General features: G+C 36.2%; 16 protein-coding genes. 5 read left to right on the forward strand and 11 right to left on the reverse strand.

Translation table 11 applies throughout. The annotated features are described in order from the left end of the window. Positions 1-28 precede the first annotated feature (28 nt). The gene (locus DBR39_RS05235; RefSeq protein ID WP_394337108.1) at positions 29-586 is read left to right on the forward strand and encodes a vancomycin high temperature exclusion protein; all 558 of its coding nucleotides are present in this window, start codon (positions 29-31) and stop codon (positions 584-586) included. Here the strand turns inward: DBR39_RS05235 and DBR39_RS05240 are convergent. After that, positions 583-3,192, reverse strand: coding sequence for a BamA/TamA family outer membrane protein (locus DBR39_RS05240; protein ID WP_124531160.1), 2,610 nt, complete (start codon positions 3,190-3,192; stop codon positions 583-585). The two genes, DBR39_RS05235 and DBR39_RS05240, sit on opposite strands and share 4 nt — an antisense overlap. On the opposite strand from DBR39_RS05240, the gene DBR39_RS05245 reads away from it, so the two are divergent. Next, complete coding sequence (locus DBR39_RS05245; protein WP_124531161.1) at positions 3,178-3,903, forward strand: TrmH family RNA methyltransferase; 726 nt, start codon at positions 3,178-3,180, stop codon at positions 3,901-3,903. The genes DBR39_RS05240 and DBR39_RS05245 overlap by 15 nt on opposite strands. 75 nt (positions 3,904-3,978) lie before the next feature. Here DBR39_RS05245 and DBR39_RS05250 read toward each other — a convergent pair whose 3' ends face one another. The 5 genes from DBR39_RS05250 to porQ form a co-directional block, all read right to left on the reverse strand. After that, the gene (locus DBR39_RS05250) at positions 3,979-4,479 is read right to left on the reverse strand and encodes a phosphoribosyl-ATP pyrophosphatase (RefSeq protein WP_124531162.1); all 501 of its coding nucleotides are present in this window, start codon (positions 4,477-4,479) and stop codon (positions 3,979-3,981) included. 3 nt (positions 4,480-4,482) lie between these two features. Continuing rightward, positions 4,483-4,791, reverse strand: coding sequence for a phage holin family protein (locus DBR39_RS05255; RefSeq protein ID WP_103234809.1), 309 nt, complete (start codon positions 4,789-4,791; stop codon positions 4,483-4,485). Between the two features lie 80 nt (positions 4,792-4,871). Continuing rightward, complete coding sequence (locus DBR39_RS05260; protein ID WP_124531163.1) at positions 4,872-5,222, reverse strand: YtxH domain-containing protein; 351 nt, start codon at positions 5,220-5,222, stop codon at positions 4,872-4,874. 96 nt (positions 5,223-5,318) lie between these two features. After that, the gene (cmk, locus tag DBR39_RS05265) at positions 5,319-5,993 is read right to left on the reverse strand and encodes a (d)CMP kinase (RefSeq protein ID WP_124531164.1); all 675 of its coding nucleotides are present in this window, start codon (positions 5,991-5,993) and stop codon (positions 5,319-5,321) included. Positions 5,994-6,077: 84 nt separating this feature from the next. After that, positions 6,078-7,070 carry a type IX secretion system protein PorQ gene (gene porQ / locus DBR39_RS05270; RefSeq protein WP_124531165.1) on the reverse strand — a complete coding sequence of 331 codons (993 nt, stop codon included), beginning with the start codon at positions 7,068-7,070 and terminating at the stop codon, positions 6,078-6,080. 167 nt (positions 7,071-7,237) lie between these two features. Between porQ and pyrH the strand changes: the two genes are divergently transcribed. After that, positions 7,238-7,945 (forward strand): UMP kinase, encoded by a 708-nt coding sequence (pyrH, locus tag DBR39_RS05275; RefSeq protein ID WP_109738992.1) that lies wholly within the window; start codon positions 7,238-7,240, stop codon positions 7,943-7,945. Between the two features lie 83 nt (positions 7,946-8,028). On the opposite strand, the gene DBR39_RS05280 is transcribed toward pyrH, so the two are convergent. Beyond that, on the reverse strand, positions 8,029-9,387 hold the full coding sequence (locus tag DBR39_RS05280; RefSeq protein WP_124531166.1) for a lipase family protein: 1,359 nt from the start codon (positions 9,385-9,387) through the stop codon (positions 8,029-8,031). 462 nt (positions 9,388-9,849) lie between these two features. Here DBR39_RS05280 and frr point away from each other — a divergent pair, with 462 nt between their 5' ends. Beyond that, positions 9,850-10,404, forward strand: a complete 555-nt coding sequence (frr, locus tag DBR39_RS05285; protein ID WP_124531167.1) for a ribosome recycling factor — start codon at positions 9,850-9,852, stop codon at positions 10,402-10,404. A gap of 570 nt (positions 10,405-10,974) precedes the next feature. Beyond that, positions 10,975-12,033 (forward strand): 3-oxoacyl-ACP synthase III family protein, encoded by a 1,059-nt coding sequence (locus DBR39_RS05290; protein WP_124531168.1) that lies wholly within the window; start codon positions 10,975-10,977, stop codon positions 12,031-12,033. Between the two features lie 227 nt (positions 12,034-12,260). Here the strand turns inward: DBR39_RS05290 and DBR39_RS05295 are convergent, their stop codons facing one another. The 4 genes from DBR39_RS05295 to DBR39_RS05310 form a co-directional block, all read right to left on the reverse strand. Further along, a complete protein-coding gene (locus DBR39_RS05295) occupies positions 12,261-13,052 on the reverse strand; it encodes a hypothetical protein (RefSeq protein ID WP_124531169.1) in 792 nt (263 codons plus the stop codon). Positions 13,053-13,185: 133 nt separating this feature from the next. Beyond that, positions 13,186-14,643, reverse strand: a complete 1,458-nt coding sequence (locus tag DBR39_RS05300; RefSeq protein ID WP_109738989.1) for an LptF/LptG family permease — start codon at positions 14,641-14,643, stop codon at positions 13,186-13,188. A gap of 110 nt (positions 14,644-14,753) precedes the next feature. Continuing rightward, complete coding sequence (locus DBR39_RS05305) at positions 14,754-15,401, reverse strand: LolA family protein (RefSeq protein ID WP_109738988.1); 648 nt, start codon at positions 15,399-15,401, stop codon at positions 14,754-14,756. 63 nt (positions 15,402-15,464) lie between these two features. Then, positions 15,465-18,029 carry an FtsK/SpoIIIE family DNA translocase gene (locus DBR39_RS05310; RefSeq protein ID WP_124531170.1) on the reverse strand — a complete coding sequence of 855 codons (2,565 nt, stop codon included), beginning with the start codon at positions 18,027-18,029 and terminating at the stop codon, positions 15,465-15,467. Between the last annotated feature and the right edge of the window lie 344 nt (positions 18,030-18,373).

Here is an 18,373-nt window from a genome sequence, read left to right on the forward strand (position 1 = left end):
CTTTATATCATTGGAATTGGGAATTCTAATGATATGTTTCTGTAATGTATGGGTATTCGGGCTTACCAACGGACGAACTTATACCAAAATATCAAAAATCCCGCCTAGAGAAGTTGCTTTGGTTTTGGGAACATCTCCTAAAATGAGATCCGGAAAATCAAACCCTTATTTTACCAAAAGAATGGATGCGGCTGCGCTTCTTTACCATCATGGCAAAATCAAAAAAATTATTGTGAGCGGGGAGAAGAGTAAGGGATATAATGAGCCGGGAGCGATGAAAAACTACCTGATCTACCAGGAGGGCGTTCCGGAAGATATTATTGAGGAAGATCCAAAGGGTTTCAATACTTATAAAAGTATTCTTCGTTGTAAGGATGTTTATAAAAAGAAAAATGTCATTATCGTATCTCAGGGATTTCACAACCTCAGAGCGTTGTTTTTTGCGAGAAATAATGATATGAATGCTTTGGGATTTGATGCTCAGGATGTCACAAAATCTGAAAGCTTTTACAGAAATCAGGCGAGGGAAATCCTCGCCCGTGTGATTGCTGTAGTGTATTTTATTTTAGGCGTTTCTCCGGATTAGAAAGGATATCCGAACGCAATATTAACCGTTGGTTTGAAAGGCTGGAAATTTTTAAATCTCCATCGGTCTCCTTCAGGTTTATTTGGGTCGTAGATCTTGTAGGCAAGGTCGATTCTGGCAGTAACATAGGCTATGTTTAATCTTAATCCAAATCCACTTCCGACACCTACCTGCTTCAGAAACTTATTGAATTTAAACTCATCTCCATATCCGTCATTATAATTACGAAGACTCCATGTATTCCCGATATCGGTAAATAAGGCTCCCTCGTATGTTTTATTGAAAGGAATTCGATATTCAATATTGGTAGTAAGCTTTAAGTTATCTGTCATATAGGTACGAACCCTTTCATCCACCTGAGAGTCTGCAGGACCTAATCCTCCAAACGCAACCCATGCTCTGATATCATTGGAACCTCCATTGAAATAAGACTTAATGATCGGCATATCTTCAGAGTTTCCATAAGGAATTCCAACTCCGATAAACTGGCGAAGTACCAATGTCTGGTTTCCATTAAACTTGAAATATTTTCTGGCGTCAATATCAAACTTAACAAACTGTGCATAAGGTAAACCGAAAATAGTTTTTTGAGGACTGGTAACAACCCCTCCATCATTATCTTTTTTGTTGAATAAGCTTAAAATGTTACCCGCAAGTTCCACTTTTCCGTTAAAGTAAAATGCATTTGGATATTCTTTTTTTCCAATCTCACTATAAACAAAGTTATAGATCATGGAAGAAATAAGAACATCCTGTGTCTGTCTGTCTTTGTTCACCAAAGTTCCTCTGAACGCTGTTAAAAGATCAGTTCCCTGCTGATTAAGACTTCCACGGTAAGCTTCGTTCTCTATAATCTTTTTGGAAACCTCATCTACAGTGAGTTTTCCATCTTTATAATCTTGTCCGGTTTGTGCAGTTTCCGGGTTAAACATAAAATAATTTCCGAAAACCTCATCTTTTACCCTTCCGTCATTCACAAAGTAATCGTAGTAGGCATCTTTATTTTTAGTAAGACTGACCTGAGTATTGAATAAGGTAAGCTTATGGTATACCTGATCATTCACACTTGCCTGATAATTCAGTCCTGTATTAAAGATAATTCTTCCTAAACCAATATTGTTCTGTATGGATGCTCCCAGCAGAATAGATGAAGTAGGAGTGTATCGTTTAGGGATGAATTTATAATAATTAAAAGGAAGCAGCAGTCTCGGGAAATTCAGAGATGCCTGTGCAGATATTTCGTAGGCAGCCACTCTTTTGTCAATATCCTTCGTACTTCTGATAGAACCAAATGTTCCTGAAAGGCTTGTAGAAAGGTTTTCTGCTCCTTTAAAAACATTTCGGGTAGTAAGGTCTACAGATGGAGAGATCCCGAGATTCAGAATCTGAGAATAATTAACATCTGTCCCCACTTTAAGCTCATATTTCGGAAGTGGTTTCAATACATATAAAACATCAACGATGCTGTCATTAGGAGAAGTCATTCCACCTTGTCTCAGAGAGTCTCTTGCCTTGACGATACTAAAGTTGTTCATCGCTAAAAGATTTCTCTTGGTAATGTCCAGCTTGGTTTGGTCGAAAACCTTTTTACTGTCCGGAATGATAGCTCTCCATATAGATGAAAGCTTATATTTATCATTCATCGTATGAAATCTTATTCTTCTTAAGCTGTCTTTCCTGGTATTTTTAGGGTAGTCACCAGGTTCATCAACGATGGCAACATCAATATTTCCAAAAGTGGCAATCTTATAAGGGGTATCCAGTGAATCTTTATGAATTTCCAATGTCAAAGGAACCTGTTTTTTGCTTTTAAGAGAATCCGCAACAAAATAGACCTCATCATTGGAGGCGTTAAATCTATAGAATCCAAACTCTCTCATCAGGTCGGTAATTCTCACTACTTCTCTTTCCAACACAGTCTGATCCAGGATGTGCCCGGATCTCACAAGGCTTCTGCTCAGATTATAGTTGTAGTAACCTTTGATTCCCTGATCCGGAATATTGTAATAATAATCCTTAATCCGGGTAGGCTCGTTATGTTTAATCGAATAATTAACAGATGCTTTTTTAGACGCAGAGTCTAGGGAATGTTTGAATGTTACATCAGCATCCCAATATCCTCTGTAGGTAAGTCTTTTTTTAATAGATTCAGCACTTTTTTCACTTCTGGTCTGATCAAGAATTACCGGTGGTGTTCCCCAGTTGTGCAATAAACGATCAAAAAGTAGACTTTTTCCAACACTGCTTTTCATGTTGTATTTAAGGAATAAAGAGTCTCTCAGCTTCTGATTTCTCATCTCACCGGGATAGGTCATATATTCATTAAGTATGGTATCATATTTCGGCTCAGCCATATTATACAAAAGGAGACTCAATGGCATGAAGAGAAATTGCTTTTTGTTGGGCTTCTGCTGAATGTAATCTTTGAGCTCTTCGTCAAAAAATTCTCTCTTATCCTCGAACGCTAAATTGTTCTTGGTAAGGAGGTATTCGCCCTCAGGAACTTTTTTTGTCGTACTACAAGCATAAAGGAGACCAACAAATGTTGCAAATGAGATAATTTTATAATATTTTTGAGGAGAATTCTTATAATGCTTACAGCTCATACAATAAAAGTTTTACAATCTTTAGATAAAAAGAAGTTCAGACAAAAATACAATTTGTTTTTGGTTGAAGGTAATAAAATCATTTGTGAACTTTTTAATTCTAACTTTAAAGTTAAAGAAATATTATCAACCGATCCGCAAAAATTGGACCGGACTGATATCCCTATTACTCATATCTCTGAAAATGAATTGAAAAAAATCAGTTTCCTTAAAACTCCAAAAGATTCCATAGCGGTATGTTATCTTGCTGAGGAAGAAAAAATGAGGGATAAGAATATACAATTGGTTTTGGATGGGATACAGGATCCGGGAAATTTAGGAACAATTATCCGACTGGCAGATTGGTTCGGAATTGAACAGATTATCTGTAGTGAAGACACGGTGGATTTCTACAATCCAAAAGTGATTCAGGCGACCATGGGCTCGTTTACCAGAGTGAATGTCGTTTATACCGATCTCGTAGAATACCTTTCTAAAACAGAAAATGTAAATATCGGAACAGATATGGAAGGGGAGAATATTTATACTTTTGAGAAACCTGAAAAGATTAATCTGATTTTAGGAAACGAAGGAAACGGAATGAGACCGGAAACAGAGAAACTTCTACAAAAAAGTATCAGTATTCCGAGGTTTGGAAAATCCCAGTCTACAGAAAGCCTGAATGTATCTATGGCTGCCGGGATTATTTTGGGACAGTTATTTTCAAAATAAAAGCTAGAAACTAGAGGTTAGAAATTAGTGTAATCACTGGATATTCTCTAACTTCTAGTTTCTAACATCTAACTTTTATATCAATTGTTCCAAACTGGAAACACTTTTATTCTTCTGATATACTTCCATCTTTTTTCTGACATATTTCAGTGCTATAGGAGCAAGATAGATCAATGCAGCACCAATCAGTTTTTTCTTCCAATTGGAACTTTTCATATTCTTTTTGGCATAGTTTCCAACGATAGCGGTAACTCCCAGCTTAACGAGGCTGTCTGTAATATTTCCTCCTTTGAAGGCGGAACTTGCAAGCCCTACGGCTGTATTTTTGCTGATCAGAAGGTCTTTTACTTCTGAAGTCAGTTGTCTGGCAATGACATCTTTTCTCAGAACCACTTTCTCATCACCGTCTTCATCTACCTTTTCCTGCAGATACTGATCACTTAAACCATTGGTAAATGCACTTAAGCTTTCCTTCGTGTTTTTGAAGGTAAGAAGATTTTCCAGATCACTTATTTCCCCCTGAAGCAGTTTTTTCTTTCTTCTTAATTCTTCTATGCTTTCGTATTTTCTGCCCATAGTTTAATGATTTAAAAATTTAATAACCTGATCTGCAACAGCATTGACAATCTTATTTTTGAAGGCAATGACAAACGCCATTACCAGCGCATAAAATGCAGCAACAATTAAGAATCCGTAGGAGTAATTATCCAGTGCTTTTCCGATAAGAAAGGCAATTCCAAAATTGAAAAGGATAATAAAAAAAGCAAAAGCAACAAGCAGTACTACAAAGTAGGTAATGAGACCAGCAGAAAGAGATGACTTTTCAGTAGCTTCAATTTTCAGAAGATCTATTCTCTTGGAGGCATATTCTTTAATAGTTTCTATCATTGTTTTTTTTTAAAGTTACAAAAAAAGGAACTTTCTCACAAAAGTTCCTTTCTGTAATTTACTTAAAAAAGATAAATTACTTATTTTTTTAGATCATTCAATTCTGCTTCTACATCCTTTACTACATCTGCTGTTTTAGCAACAATTTGATCTTTGTATTTGTCATATCCGTCTTTCACAGTATGTGCCACGGTGCTTGCCGTTTCTTTGAAAGTAGAAGAAATATTGCTGTACTGGTCTTTCATTTTTTCAGAAACCTCTCCATATTTATCTTTAGCCTGATCTTTAAGATCATTTGCTTTATTTTTAATCTTTTTTCTGGTTTCTTTACCTTCTTCCGGTGCGTATAACATTCCTAAGATTACACCCGCCGCAGCACCTGCAAGAAGTCCTGCCAATATACCTGCTGTATTTTTTTCTTTTCTAGACATTTTAAGTTTTTTAATAATTAATAATAAGATTAGTTTTTACAGTAATAAAACTTACAATTTGTATACCAAAGGAGGCCTTAAGCCTATTAAAAATTGTTAAATCTTTTCAATGTGAGATAAAATAAGATCTATGGTTTCTTCTTTGGTTAATGCTGAGTTGTCAATAACGATAGCGTCCTCAGCCTGCTTCAATGGGGCTATTTCGCGCTCGCTATCAATCTTGTCTCTTTCAATAAGATTCTGCTTTACCTGCTCTTTATCTGCTTCAATTCCCAGTCCTTTTAATTCCAGAAACCTCCTGTTGGTTCTTTCGTCAATACTGGCAGTAAGAAAGAACTTATAGTCCGCATTTGGCAGAACTACTGTCCCTATGTCACGTCCGTCCATAATAACACCGCCTTTTTCTGCCAAAGAGCGTTGTGACTGCAGCAAAAAGTCTCTTACTTCTTTCTGCTTGGCAACCAGGCTTACATTGTCAGATACTATATTGGTGCGGATATCTTTAGAGATATCGATATCATTAAGGAAAAGGATAAGCGTTCCATCGTTGTTTTTGAATTCAAGTTTGATCTGGTCTAAGGAAGAGAATAATCTGTTCAGATCAATCTCGCTGTTTTCATTCAGACAATGCTGTAACGCATACCAGGTAACTCCTCTGTAAAGTGCGCCTGTATCCATATGAATAAGTCCAAGTTTATCAGCAATGATTTTGGAGATAGAACTTTTTCCGGTAGACGAGTACCCATCGATAGCAATTACAGGTTTTTTCATACTGCAAATTTCAAGATTTTTTCTTAAAAATCAAGGGGAAGTAAAAAAAAATCAGAATAATTAAGAAATTTTCTTCCAGGCAGATTATTCTCCTCTGTGGCTGGAAAGGTCCATGGAAATCCCTATCTGATTGACGTTCGAAGAGTTGTGATATCTTACATGGGCATAATCGATACGGAATCTGGAAACTTTAACTCCAAATCCTGCAGAAAGTCCTGAGAAGTTTCTTTGATCTGCAACAGCCAGTTCATTTCCTCTTTTCACATTGTATCCCAATCTGATATTGAAATTCTTCTCCGGAAACAATTCTGCTCCCAATGAAAAGTGATCAGCAATTTTTCTGCCGGCATTTACTTTCTGTCCGTCAAGATTATATTCGGAAGAAATATCAAATTTCTGAAGATCGTGTGCTGTAATCGTGATCGCAAGAGGGAAGTTCTTTATTATTTTGGTATATCCCAGATCAATTCTGAAAGGAAGATTTTCTCTTTCTCCGTTGAATGATTTCAGCTGGAAACCAAAATTTCTCATGACAAGAGAAAGTACTTCTTTGTTCTTTTTATTATGATAGGTAACTCCCGCAGTTCCTGAAATAGCGGAAGAAGTATAGTTGTCAATTTTTGAAGTAATAAAATTAAGCCCTCCACCAATCGTCCAGTCTTCTTCAAACTGGTAGGCGTAGCCCGCACCAATAGCGACATCTGAAGCTTTGAATTCTCCATTTTGAAAACCGCTTTCATCCGTTCTCGGAATACTTCCATAGCTCATATACCTTGCATTGATGGTAGCCATGTGGCCGTTCTCAAAGTCTTTGGCATAAGCAATAGTACCGTATTTCGAATCGGCAAGATAAGCCGTTGCGTTGACGGAAAGCTGTTTGTCGGAATCTTTATTTAACAGGGCAGGGTTTGCAATAGCAAAGGAAACATCATAATCTCTTATCGAAATTGCATCTCCACCCAAAGCAGCCTGTCTTGCGGATACAGGTACATTTAAGAACGGATAAACATTTGTTCCTGTTTGTGCATAAGAAACAATTCCTGATAGAAATAATGAAAAAATGATAATTTTCTTCAACTCAATTTATAATTAATGCAAAAATAATCCTTTTTCGTACTTTTCAAAATATTTCTTACATTATTTCTATTTAAATATTTTTCTTCTATCAATATCTTTAATGATTATATTTGCAAAATCAAATTCAGGGGAGACCCATACTAATAAAAAGTTACTAAAAATAAAAGATGAAATATAAAAGAATCCTTCTGAAACTAAGCGGTGAGGCCTTAATGGGAAACAGACAATACGGTATTGACAACGAAAGGCTGCAGGAATATGCTGCCGAGATCAAAACAGTAGTAGAAAAAGGCTGTGAAGTGGCGATCGTGATTGGAGGAGGAAATATCTTCCGTGGTGTAGCAGGAGCTGCAAAAGGAATGGACAGAGTGCAGGGAGATTATATGGGAATGCTGGCAACTGTAATCAATGGAATGGCACTACAGGGAGCTTTGGAAGATGCAGGAATCAAGACAAGACTTCAGTCTGCTATCGAAATGGATAAAGTAGCTGAACCTTTCATCAAAAGAAGAGCAGTAAGACACCTTGAAAAAGGAAGAGTAGTGATCTTCGGAGCAGGAACAGGAAACCCTTATTTTACAACAGATACCGCGGCTACTTTAAGAGCCATCGAAATAGGAGCTGATGTAATCTTAAAAGGAACAAGAGTAGACGGAATCTATGACAGCGATCCTGAGAAGAATGCTGATGCTGTAAAATACAATTCATTATCTTTTGACGAGGTATTTGAGAAAAACCTTAAAGTAATGGATATGACTGCCTTTACTTTGAGTCATGAAAACAAATTGCCTATCATCGTATTCGATATGAATAAAGACGGGAATTTAGAAAAAATTGTAGATGGAGAAAATGTAGGTACTTTGGTTGATTTATAATCAACTTTAGCTGAAAAAATATAATAAACACCTGCCACGATTAGCGTGACAGGTGTTTTTGTTTTTATAATAGTTTTTAATACTTATTGGTCTGCTTCAACATTTTGTGCGGCATTTTTCTTTTCAACCAAAACATAATGGGAAGAAATCCACCCAATGATCTGACTTATGATTTTCATAATCATCTCAAATTCGGAGACAGCAGTTACTCCCGGTACCAGCTTCAAAACGTCTGGTTTGGGTAGTGGCTGGTCTAAAATAAGACCTTTTACTGGTGGATTAGACCCTATTGCAGGAATACCATTATACATTCCCACATGTTGTACTGATAACTGGAGCATATAGTCCTGCAAAGTTTCAGGAGGTGTTTTGATGCTAATGGAGGTGCTGCTTAAGTGTTGGAGTTGACCTAGAAGCGATTGGTTTTGTATTCTTGTATAGCTGGCTCCTGAATTTGAAGAATCAGCGATAGCCATTGTTTGTAAAGCTGTTAATATGGAGGCCGTCATATTGGTAGTGGCCTGGCCATATATAGTGGCAATTTTCCCCAGTTCTGATACCGGCCATGCATGAGGCACAACATCCAGATCATTCCAGTGCATCGTGTTCCAGCTTTGGTAAGGACTTGTTTGTTGCTGCCATCCTGGAGGCAACGGTGGAAATTTACTATTGAACAGTTTGGCAAATGCTGCCTCACCCGGCGTTGGTCCGGCAGTAGGATATACAAGCGTTACCCCGAAAGCATTTAAATCCTTATTTTCTTTAAGATAAAGAGCAAGAGTAGGAGATAAGGCTCCTGCAAGACTGTGTCCGCAAAATATAATGGCTGTACCCGGCTCCGGATTTAAGCCTGCAAGAAACTGCTGCAGTGTGGTATTGGGTGAAGCTGCAGAAGAAGGGCTTTCAAGTCCGAGAAGGATACTTATACCGGTAGCAGTCCCTTTTGAAATATAAGGGTCAGTACCATTATACGCTGATGGAGCGAAATTGGAAGGGTTATAAGTTGTCCAGTTTACAACTTCAGCTACCGAAAAATCTTCTGTTTCCCAGTCATAAAGGGAGGAAGGGTTGGTTGCTGCAATCGCTACAACATACGTAGGTAATGTAGGGCCTCCCGGAAATGCGACGGCATTAGACTTGGCTACATATAATGCGTTATCTGCAACACCGGTAGGAACACCCTTTTCATTTTTTTCTTCGATCAGGGCAGGTCCCCAGACAAGATCCCAGCTTCCTAATTTTTCCAGCACTGATGGATCGGCTGTTGAAGGTGTTTTCTGGTCCATTATTTTAACCGGAGGAACATTGTTAAAATAATAAGATAAATCATACTGAAGCTGTTGCTGCAGCTGGATACCAAAACCGTTGTAGCCTCCGGCACGGTTGGCAAGACCTGACATAGCAAAAACTTGCTGATAGGCGTCTAAAGATGGATTTGTCATAATGTGATTGGTTTAAAATTAGTTTTTAAAATGATATGGGTTATTTTTCCGGAAATTATCTTTTGTAAGACTTTCCATTTTTTATCATAGCATTGATCTTATTTCAAGATCAGTCATATTTATCAATAAAAAACTTCTTTAAAAGAATATAGTAAAGTAAGAGAGAAAAAATGATATGCAAATAAGTAGAAACAACCAAAATATAAGATAGGTATTTGTACTTCAGGTTCTTGGCTTTAAAAGAGTTTTCAGGCAGGCAAGTACTCTGCAGAGGCAAGTGCACAAAATCCATCTATGGAAATAGCTATTATTCGAAAACAATTATTATTTTTGCAGCATTGAATAGCAAAAAATAGTTTAAAACAGTAAGGAATCACTGGTTTTTACAGCGTTTTTTAATTTTAAACAGCTGATATTCAGACTTATTAATAGATGTGTAACTTATCAAACTTTAATATAATAATGGAAGAATTAGATCTTATATTAGAATCTGTAAAACAAGACATGGATGGGGCTGTAAAGCACTTGGATCATGCATTTCAAAGAATTAGAGCAGGACGTGCTTCTACAGCAATGGTTCAGGATGTAATGGTAGAATATTATGGAGCACCTACTCCTATCAACCAGGTTGCGAATGTTTCTGTTCCGGATGCAATGACAATCTCTATTCAACCTTGGGACAGAACTGCAATCAATGCAATTGAAAAAGCGATCATCAACTCAAATTTAGGTTTTGCACCTTCTAATAATGGAGAGAATATTATCCTTAATGTTCCGCCTTTGACGGAGGAAAGAAGAAAAGAGCTTGCAAAACAAGCTAAAGTGGAGGCTGAAAATACTAAAGTAACTGTAAGAAATGCAAGACAAGATGGTTTGAAAGAGCTTAAAAAATTAGATGGCGTTTCTGAAGATGTTGTAAAAGGAGTGGAAGAAGAAATCCAGGCTTATACAGATAAATATGTAAAAATTTGCGATGAGCATCTTAAGACAAAAGAAGCTGAAATTATGAAAGTATAATTTTCAGTTATTTGAAAATAATCAAGAGGTTTCCAATGGGAACCTCTTTTTTTGTAGGTTAAAGTTTAATAATAGTTTTTTTTTAATGTTTATGCTTTACACAAAATGAATGATGGAGATCAAAAAAAATATTTTCTATGAGGAGCTGCCTTTTCAAACAAATATAACCTTTATAGTATTATCCGTTTTTAATAGCGTACCTTTAGACGTGAATTTGTAAAAAGCACATTTCCAATATATTAAATTATTTTTTATTGTAGAACAATGAGGCCGGAAGCTTTGATGATTCTGTTGTTTTCATTGGACCTCTTGTTAGTAGCAGGAGGTTTTGTTTCACTCAATTCATACCACCAAGAAGTAAGAGAACTTCACGGATGTTTTTTTAGCAGCATCTTTTTTGTTTTTTTATTGAAAATTAAAGTTATTGAATGATAGAATGTTGCATTTTTATCAGTGATGATCTGTATTCTTTGCATAAAAAGAAATGATGATTATTAGCTTTTAATCGTTATATTTACAAAATTATTCCGATTTATTATATAATGATCTGGAAATCAAAATGCTAAAGCGATGACTAAAATTATTGGTGTAGGCAACTACATCCCATCGGAAACAATAACCAATTTATTTTTTGATAAACATATTTTTCTTAATGAAGAAGGGGTATTATTAAAAGAGAATAATGCTTCCATTACAGACAAGTTAAAAAAAATTACAGGTATTGAAGAAAGGAGATATGCCCATAGCACAGAGGTCACTTCAGATCTTGGCTTTATTGCCGCCCGCGCAGCAATAGAAGATGCAGGGATAGATCCTGAAACATTAGATTATGTCATATTTGCCCATAATTTCGGAGATGTCCGTTTCGGGGCTATTCAGTCTGATTCGGTACCCAGCCTTGCAGCGAGAGTAAAACATTTATTGGGAATCAGAAATAACTTCTGCGTTGCCTATGATGTTCTTTTTGGCTGTCCCGGGTGGATTGAAGGAGTGATACAGGCTAATGCCTTTATTAAAGCAGGTATTGCAAAACGATGCTTGGTGATTGGTGCTGAAACGCTTTCCCGTGTAGTGGATATTCACGACAGAGACAGTATGATCTATGCTGATGGAGCAGGAGCGGCTATTCTGGAAGTTAACAACGATGACGATTCTGGTATAAAGGCCCATTTATCGGCTTCTTATACATTGAATGAGAAAGATTTCCTGTATTTTGGAAAATCTTACAACAATGATAAATGTCCGGATACTCGATACATCAAAATGGATGGAAGGAAAATATATGAGTTTGCTCTAATCAATGTTCCTGATGCCATGAAAAAATGTCTGGATAGCAGTGGTTTTACCATTGACCAGCTGGATAAAATCATTATTCACCAGGCGAATGAAAAAATGGATGAAGCCATCGTTAGCAGGTTTTATCAATTATATGAAAAACCTGTTCCTGAAAATATAATGCCTATGGTCATTCATAAACTTGGAAACAGCAGTGTGGCAACCATTCCCACTTTGTTGACAATGATTTTAAAGGATGAACTGGAACATCATAAGATTAAGAAAAATGATGTAGTGTTATTTGCTTCAGTAGGGGCAGGAATGAATATTAACGCTTTTGTTTATCAGTTTTAAGCTTGTAAAATATGCTGAAATGATAGAAATATAAATTTCAGTTTTGAGAATATAAAAAGAGGATTCCCAACGGAATCCTCTTTTGTTTTTATAGTGTTGTATTGATGTTTTCTGGTCTTTGTGTTTTTAAATAAAGTTTTCCAAGGATAAAATATGAAGTGTTTGATAAAAATATAAATACATTGAGGTCAAAAAAAAGACTTTCGATTGAAAGCCTTACATTTATTTTATTTACAATTTTCATTGTAATCATAGATCACTTCATTGATAATTGAAAGTTTATCTACTGTAGAATTGCTGATTTCGTCTCTGATAAATTTCCCAAGACCGCTTCTTTTCTTTTCCTCATTTTTCAGGGAACCATATTCTCCTTTTGTTATTTTTGCTTTTACATAAGGGCAGTCTGCAAGGATAATTTTTGCTTTTGCGGGAGTCAGTTCCTCTACTTTTCCGTTTTTCTTGGAAAAGATATAATTCGGGTTTTCTTTTAATCTTTCTGTTTCTGCATAGGTGATGGCCTGTGTACTGTTTGCAGAAAGAGCTGTAGGATAGCCATACAACTTATAAACAGTTATTTTACCCTCTACTATAACTTCTGCAAACTGATCCGTTCTGGAAAGATTATTGATTGCTTTAAAGCCTGCTGCCAATCCTGTTGTACTTTCAGAACTGTTTAAAGCTTCTCTCATATTGGAATATTTTACAGACTTAAAAACTCTTGGAGTATCGCCTTCATACAGCATATATTCTTTGATGTCGTCTGTATCGTAGGTTTTAAATTTGATTTTGTTTTTTACTTTATCAATATCAGCAATCGCAGCAAATTTTACTTTTAACTGATTCTGCCATGGGCTGGAGTAGCCTCCGTGCAGATGTATAACTCCTTCCGTTTTCCTTCCGGATTTATCAATAATGTATCCGTATTTTTCACCATTATAGGTTCCGTTTTCATCTTGCTCCTGGGCATAGGCATTCAACGAAAGAAGACCAAATAGGCCAATAAGTAGTAATTTCTTCATGGTTTTGTTTTAAATTCCAGCAAATATAAATTTTTATATTCAATAATATGAAACTAAATGTTTTGCAAAAAGTCAATAAAAAAGCTCCGAAAAAATCGAAACTTTACTATTAATCTTATTTCTTGTATCAGAATTACTGATATCTCTGATGTTCTTTACTTTTTGTAAATCTTTTTGTGATGGGTTTGAATAGTGTTTTGTATTTTTCCGCATCAAATAATTGTGAATCGGTAAGCGCTTTATACGTCATCCATACTCCAAAAGGAAGAAGGATCAGGTTAGGAAGCCAAGCCGCAAGATAAGGGTTCATTTTCCCGCTCCATGACATATTTTCCACCCCAACATTCATGACATAAAAGATAATGAAAATGACAATCGCAATGATTACCGGAAGTCCCATTCCTCCTTTTCTGATAATAGACCCCAAACTGGCTCCAATCAGGAAGAAAATAATACAGGTCACCGAATAAGCAACAATTCTCTGCTGATAGATCACCACCTTACTGAAGTATTTTACATTGGAACTGTACTCATTCTTTTTAGACTCCAAAGTCGATTTTAGGTTTTCTAGCCTGTTGTAGGAATTATAAATGATTTCCAGTTTTTTGTCACCTTTTACCGTATCCAGTTTTATCTGGGTTTTGGGTGCTACTTTATGTTTGTTGCCCTTATCCATATAAGTGACAACGGAATTAGTCTGGTTAAGGACCTCAGAACCGATATTGTCAAAGAACTGCTTATTGTCTTTCTTATTCTTAGCAATCGTTCCATCGAGCTGGTTATACGTCTGGAAACGGTAGTCGTCTGTAATCTGTTCTTTCTCGATCGCTTTATTAATGATCTCACTGATGTCGAAGTGGGAAGTCAGCGTGTCAAATTTAATAGCCTGATCAGGCTGTTTCTGTCTTACATTATCACCTTTTCCAGCGAATGCATCTTCAAATACATATCCGTTATACAAGACAAGCTTTAGGTAGTTCTTATTCGCAGCCGGAACAAACTTTCCTTTTTCTGCTACTACAGATTGTTGATTTTCGTAAGCATTGGCTTTTTTATGAACAAAAACCCCTTCAATATTTTCTCCGTTTTCTCCGTATATTTTGTCAAATTTTACCATATAACCAGGAATCTGATCAATAAACTGTCCCGGAGTAAAATTGATTGCCGGCTTTGTCTGGGCAATATTAAAAAGCATGTTCTTGGCTTTTTTCTGAAAATCCGGGATAATATTATTAGAGAAGAAAAACAGCATGATAGCAAGTGCCGTTGAAATTCCAAGCAAAGGAGTCATTACCCTTGTCAAAGGAATTCCTGCTGCTTTCATTGCGGCAAGCTCATACCGTTCTCCAAATTCCCCGAATGACATGATACTCGCAAGGAGAATCGTAAGCGGAAGAACCATACTGATAACGTTTACCCCAAGGTAAAAAAGAAGTTTGAGGATCTGCCAGTAGCTTAACCCTTTTCCCATAAATTGTCCCAACTGAACCCAGATAATGTTTACAATAAAAATGAAAAACAATACGCTGAATATAAAGAAAAACGGCCCAAAGAAGGTTTTTATGATATATCGGTCTAGTATTTTTAACATGCGCCAAAATTAATCAAAAAGCCACAAAGTTTACTTGTGGCTTTTTATATTTTGTTATTTTTTTAATTTTAAAAGCAAATTTGCGTATTTGCGAATTCACTTTCAGCTTTTTAAAGTTCTGTAATTACGTAGTTTTTGAACTTATTCTTGTCAAAAACAAACATATTAGGATCCAGTTCCTGGTTTTCTTTGTATTCTTTAATCGCAATTACAGCAACATCTTTGTTATTTCCGTGTTGTTCCAGTTTTACCATTTGCTTTTTCGCAGAATCTACAAAAATGTACACAAACTGTATTCCGTTTGCTTTTACAGGCGTCAGTTTAATAAAATCAGCATTGACACCGTTAACCATTTTTTTTCCGTTATACGTTACGTTATAATCGTTTCTATAGGTCGTAAGATAATTGATAGGGGAGAACATGGTGCCGCTTCCGTTAGGTTTAGCAACCGTTACTTCCATATCATCAGCATTGATATTGTAAATTTTGTTTCCGTCGAAGATCTGCTCTGTATCCATGATCTTCAGTTTGTATTTTTCTCCGGCAACATAATAAATACCTGGTTCCGTTTTCGTAACCTGTCCGTTAAGACCGCTTCCAAAAGAAAATTTGAAGTAAGAATTCTTTTTAGAATTGTAGTTGGCTGTAATATCATCTAATATCTTTTTGGCTTTAGCATCAATCTTCTGAGCATTCGCCATACCTACTGCACTTACAACAAAACTTCCTAATATAACTTTTGAAATAATATTTTTCATTTTTTTATTTAATAATCTTTAGACATTCTTAATTTTGAAAGGTTAAATCGTTCAATTTTCCCTTTAACTACGCAGATCTTCCAAAAACTGTTCCAAAGAATGAAGGTCACTGATGATCACCTCTCTTGCTTTAGCTCCGTTGAAACCTCCTACAATACCACTGGCTTCCAACTGATCCATAATTCTTCCGGCTCTGTTATACCCAAGTTTCAATTGTCTCTGAAGCATTGAAGTAGATCCCTGCTGAGTAGAAACAATAATTCTTGCAGCGTCTTCAAATAAAGCGTCCTTTTCATTCGGGTCAAAAGCACCTACTGAACTTGTAGAATCTTCAGAAACATATTCAGGAAGTAAGAATGCTGAAGCATATCCTTTCTGCTCTCCAATAAACTCTGCAAGCCTTTCTACTTCCGGAGTATCTACGAAAGCACACTGAAGTCTTAAGATCTCGTTTCCGTTGAAATAAAGCATATCTCCTTTACCGATCAGCTGATCTGCTCCCGGAGAGTCAAGGATCGTTCTGGAGTCTACACTGGAAATTACTCTGAAGGCTGCCCTTGCAGGGAAGTTAGCTTTGATCATACCTGTAATAACGTTTACAGAAGGTCTTTGTGTTGCAACGATAAGGTGAATACCTACGGCTCTTGCAAGCTGTGCAAGTCTGGCGATTGGTAATTCAACTTCTTTTCCTGCGGTCATGATCAAATCTGCAAACTCATCTACTACCAATACAATATAAGGTAAATAACGGTGTCCGTTTTCAGGATTCAATTTTCTTTCTGTAAATTTCTTATTATACTCTTTCAGGTTTTTGCAGAAAGCATTTTTAAGAAGATCATATCGGGTGTCCATCTCAATACAAAGAGAGTTCAGGGTATTGATTACTTTATTGGTATCTGTAATGATCGCTTCTTCCGCATCCGGCAGTTTTGCTAAATAATGTCTTTCAATTTTTGAATATAATGAAAGTTCCACTTTTTTAGGATCCACCATAACGAACTTCAGTTCACTTGGATGTTTTTTATAAAGAAGGGAAGTAAGGATTGCATTAATCCCTACAGATTTACCCTGACCTGTTGCTCCTGCCATCAGCAAGTGAGGCATTTTTGAAAGGTCGGCCATGAAGATTTCGTTGGAAATTGTCTTACCAAAAACCACCGGAAGATCCATATCCGTATTCTGGAATTTCTGAGAAGCAATTACAGAACGCATAGAAACCATCGTAGGATTTTTTCTTGGCACCTCAATACCGATTGTTCCTTTTCCAGGCATCGGAGCAATAATTCTGATTCCTAACGCAGAAAGGTTCAGCGCGATGTCATCTTGTAGTTTTTTGATGGCTGCCACTCTGATTCCCGCTTCCGGAACAATTTCGTATAAAGTAACGGTAGGACCGATGGTAGCTTTGATCTCTGCAATTCCTACATTGAAATTCTTCAGAAGTCCAACAATCTTATTTTTATTTTCTTCTAATTCTTCCTTGTTAATAGAAATCTCTTCATTTCCATAGTCTTTCAGCAAGTCTACAGGCGGCATATGGAAATTAGCAAGGTCCAGCTTATGGTCGTACAGACCGTGTTTTTCTACAAGTTCCTGTGATTTTTTATCAGAATCGTCCAGAATATCAATAACCGGAGCTACTTCTACATTGAATTTAATATTTTCCTGCGCAGGGGAAGTTGCTGCAGAAGACGGGGTAGAAGGCCTGATATCAAATGCTTCCTCCGGAGTGGAAACCGGAATAACTGGTTTTGTGGATAAGTTTAAGCTTACCGGTTGGTTCACTTCTCTTGGCTCCGCTTCGAAAGAAGTATGATTGGGAGTTGTAATTGTTTCTATATCGGTAGAAAGCGGAACTTCAGGAAATCCTTTCGGAATACTCACCGGTTCTGGCTCTTTCTTTGTATTGATTGAATTACTGGAAACTTCACTTACCGTAACACGAGGAGCAGTTTCCTGTGCTGTTTCTTCCATTTCCTCTTTCAATTCTTCATCAGCTTCGAAATCTTCATCAGAATCAGGAATCATAGATTTTACTTTTCCAATTGTATTTTCATTGATCTTATCCAGTTTTGCTTTGATTGAACTTGGACGAAGATTAAATTCAAGAATAAAATATAAAAGGATACTTGCAGCCAATACAGTCCACAGACCTACTGTTCCAATAATAGAATTAAGGTAATCCATAATCTGAAATCCATAGACTCCTCCTAAAACACCCTGCCCTTTGGTAAGTGCCCCCATGAAAATAGGAAGCCAGCAGATGAAAAATAAAGAATGTCCGATGGTTTTCCAGGGTTTGAAGATTTTTTTCTTAAGAATCAGCGTACCGACTACCAAAAATAAAAATGCAATAATGAATGAGGCAATACCAATACTTTCGAAAATGAAAATATTTCCCAGCCAATCACCTACCTTGCCAAAGATATTTGAAGATTTTATAGTCTTGTCCAGCATCGTTCCCGCCTGGCTTTGATCTGCTTTCCAGTTCATTAAATAAGAGATGAATGAGAAGGCAAGAACAGCCGAGAAAAGTATAAAAGTAAGCCCGGAAAAAATACGGGGCTTAGATAAAATTCTGCCTTTTTCAGGCAATTCAGTCTGTTTTTTTTGTGTCTTTTTGTCCATAATATCAATGTCACAAATTTAATGTTTTTTCAACACTAAAAGAATCTTTTTTCTCCAAAAAACATTTTGGAAATCCCGCTTTTTACAGCGATTATTTAAAACCTGATTGAAAAATATTTTCTGCTATTTAGAAAATAAAATAAAATTAAAATAAGACTATTTTTTTTGTTTATCCAAATCTGATCCTGTTAAATTATATTAACTAGTTGTTTTTTGTTTTCTTTTAAAAAGATAATAAAATTTTCTGTTTGAGAGGTGTTGTATTTAAATATATGTATAATTATGTAAATAATGGTTTACATTGTAAAATGTATGCTTGTTTTTTTTGTAAAAACATGAAAAGC

The organism is Chryseobacterium sp. KBW03, from assembly GCF_003852415.1.
GTDB classification, from domain to species: domain Bacteria; phylum Bacteroidota; class Bacteroidia; order Flavobacteriales; family Weeksellaceae; genus Chryseobacterium; species Chryseobacterium viscerum.

Bases quoted from the DNA above. Each gene is read 5' to 3' on its own strand.
- DBR39_RS05235 (WP_394337108.1), top strand. From the start codon at position 29: ATGATATGTTTCTGTAATGTATGGGTATTCGGGCTTACCAACGGACGA.
- DBR39_RS05245 (WP_124531161.1), top strand. From the start codon at position 3,178: ATGCTTACAGCTCATACAATAAAAGTTTTACAATCTTTAGATAAAAAG.
- DBR39_RS05240 (WP_124531160.1), bottom strand. From the start codon at position 3,192: ATGAGCTGTAAGCATTATAAGAATTCTCCTCAAAAATATTATAAAATT.
- DBR39_RS05250 (WP_124531162.1), bottom strand. From the start codon at position 4,479: ATGGGCAGAAAATACGAAAGCATAGAAGAATTAAGAAGAAAGAAAAAA.
- DBR39_RS05255 (WP_103234809.1), bottom strand. From the start codon at position 4,791: ATGATAGAAACTATTAAAGAATATGCCTCCAAGAGAATAGATCTTCTG.
- DBR39_RS05260 (WP_124531163.1), bottom strand. From the start codon at position 5,222: ATGTCTAGAAAAGAAAAAAATACAGCAGGTATATTGGCAGGACTTCTT.
- cmk (WP_124531164.1), bottom strand. From the start codon at position 5,993: ATGAAAAAACCTGTAATTGCTATCGATGGGTACTCGTCTACCGGAAAA.
- pyrH (WP_109738992.1), top strand. From the start codon at position 7,238: ATGAAATATAAAAGAATCCTTCTGAAACTAAGCGGTGAGGCCTTAATG.
- DBR39_RS05280 (WP_124531166.1), bottom strand. From the start codon at position 9,387: ATGACAAATCCATCTTTAGACGCCTATCAGCAAGTTTTTGCTATGTCA.
- frr (WP_124531167.1), top strand. From the start codon at position 9,850: ATGGAAGAATTAGATCTTATATTAGAATCTGTAAAACAAGACATGGAT.
- DBR39_RS05290 (WP_124531168.1), top strand. From the start codon at position 10,975: ATGACTAAAATTATTGGTGTAGGCAACTACATCCCATCGGAAACAATA.
- DBR39_RS05295 (WP_124531169.1), bottom strand. From the start codon at position 13,052: ATGAAGAAATTACTACTTATTGGCCTATTTGGTCTTCTTTCGTTGAAT.
- DBR39_RS05300 (WP_109738989.1), bottom strand. From the start codon at position 14,643: ATGTTAAAAATACTAGACCGATATATCATAAAAACCTTCTTTGGGCCG.
- DBR39_RS05305 (WP_109738988.1), bottom strand. From the start codon at position 15,401: ATGAAAAATATTATTTCAAAAGTTATATTAGGAAGTTTTGTTGTAAGT.
- DBR39_RS05310 (WP_124531170.1), bottom strand. From the start codon at position 18,029: ATGGACAAAAAGACACAAAAAAAACAGACTGAATTGCCTGAAAAAGGC.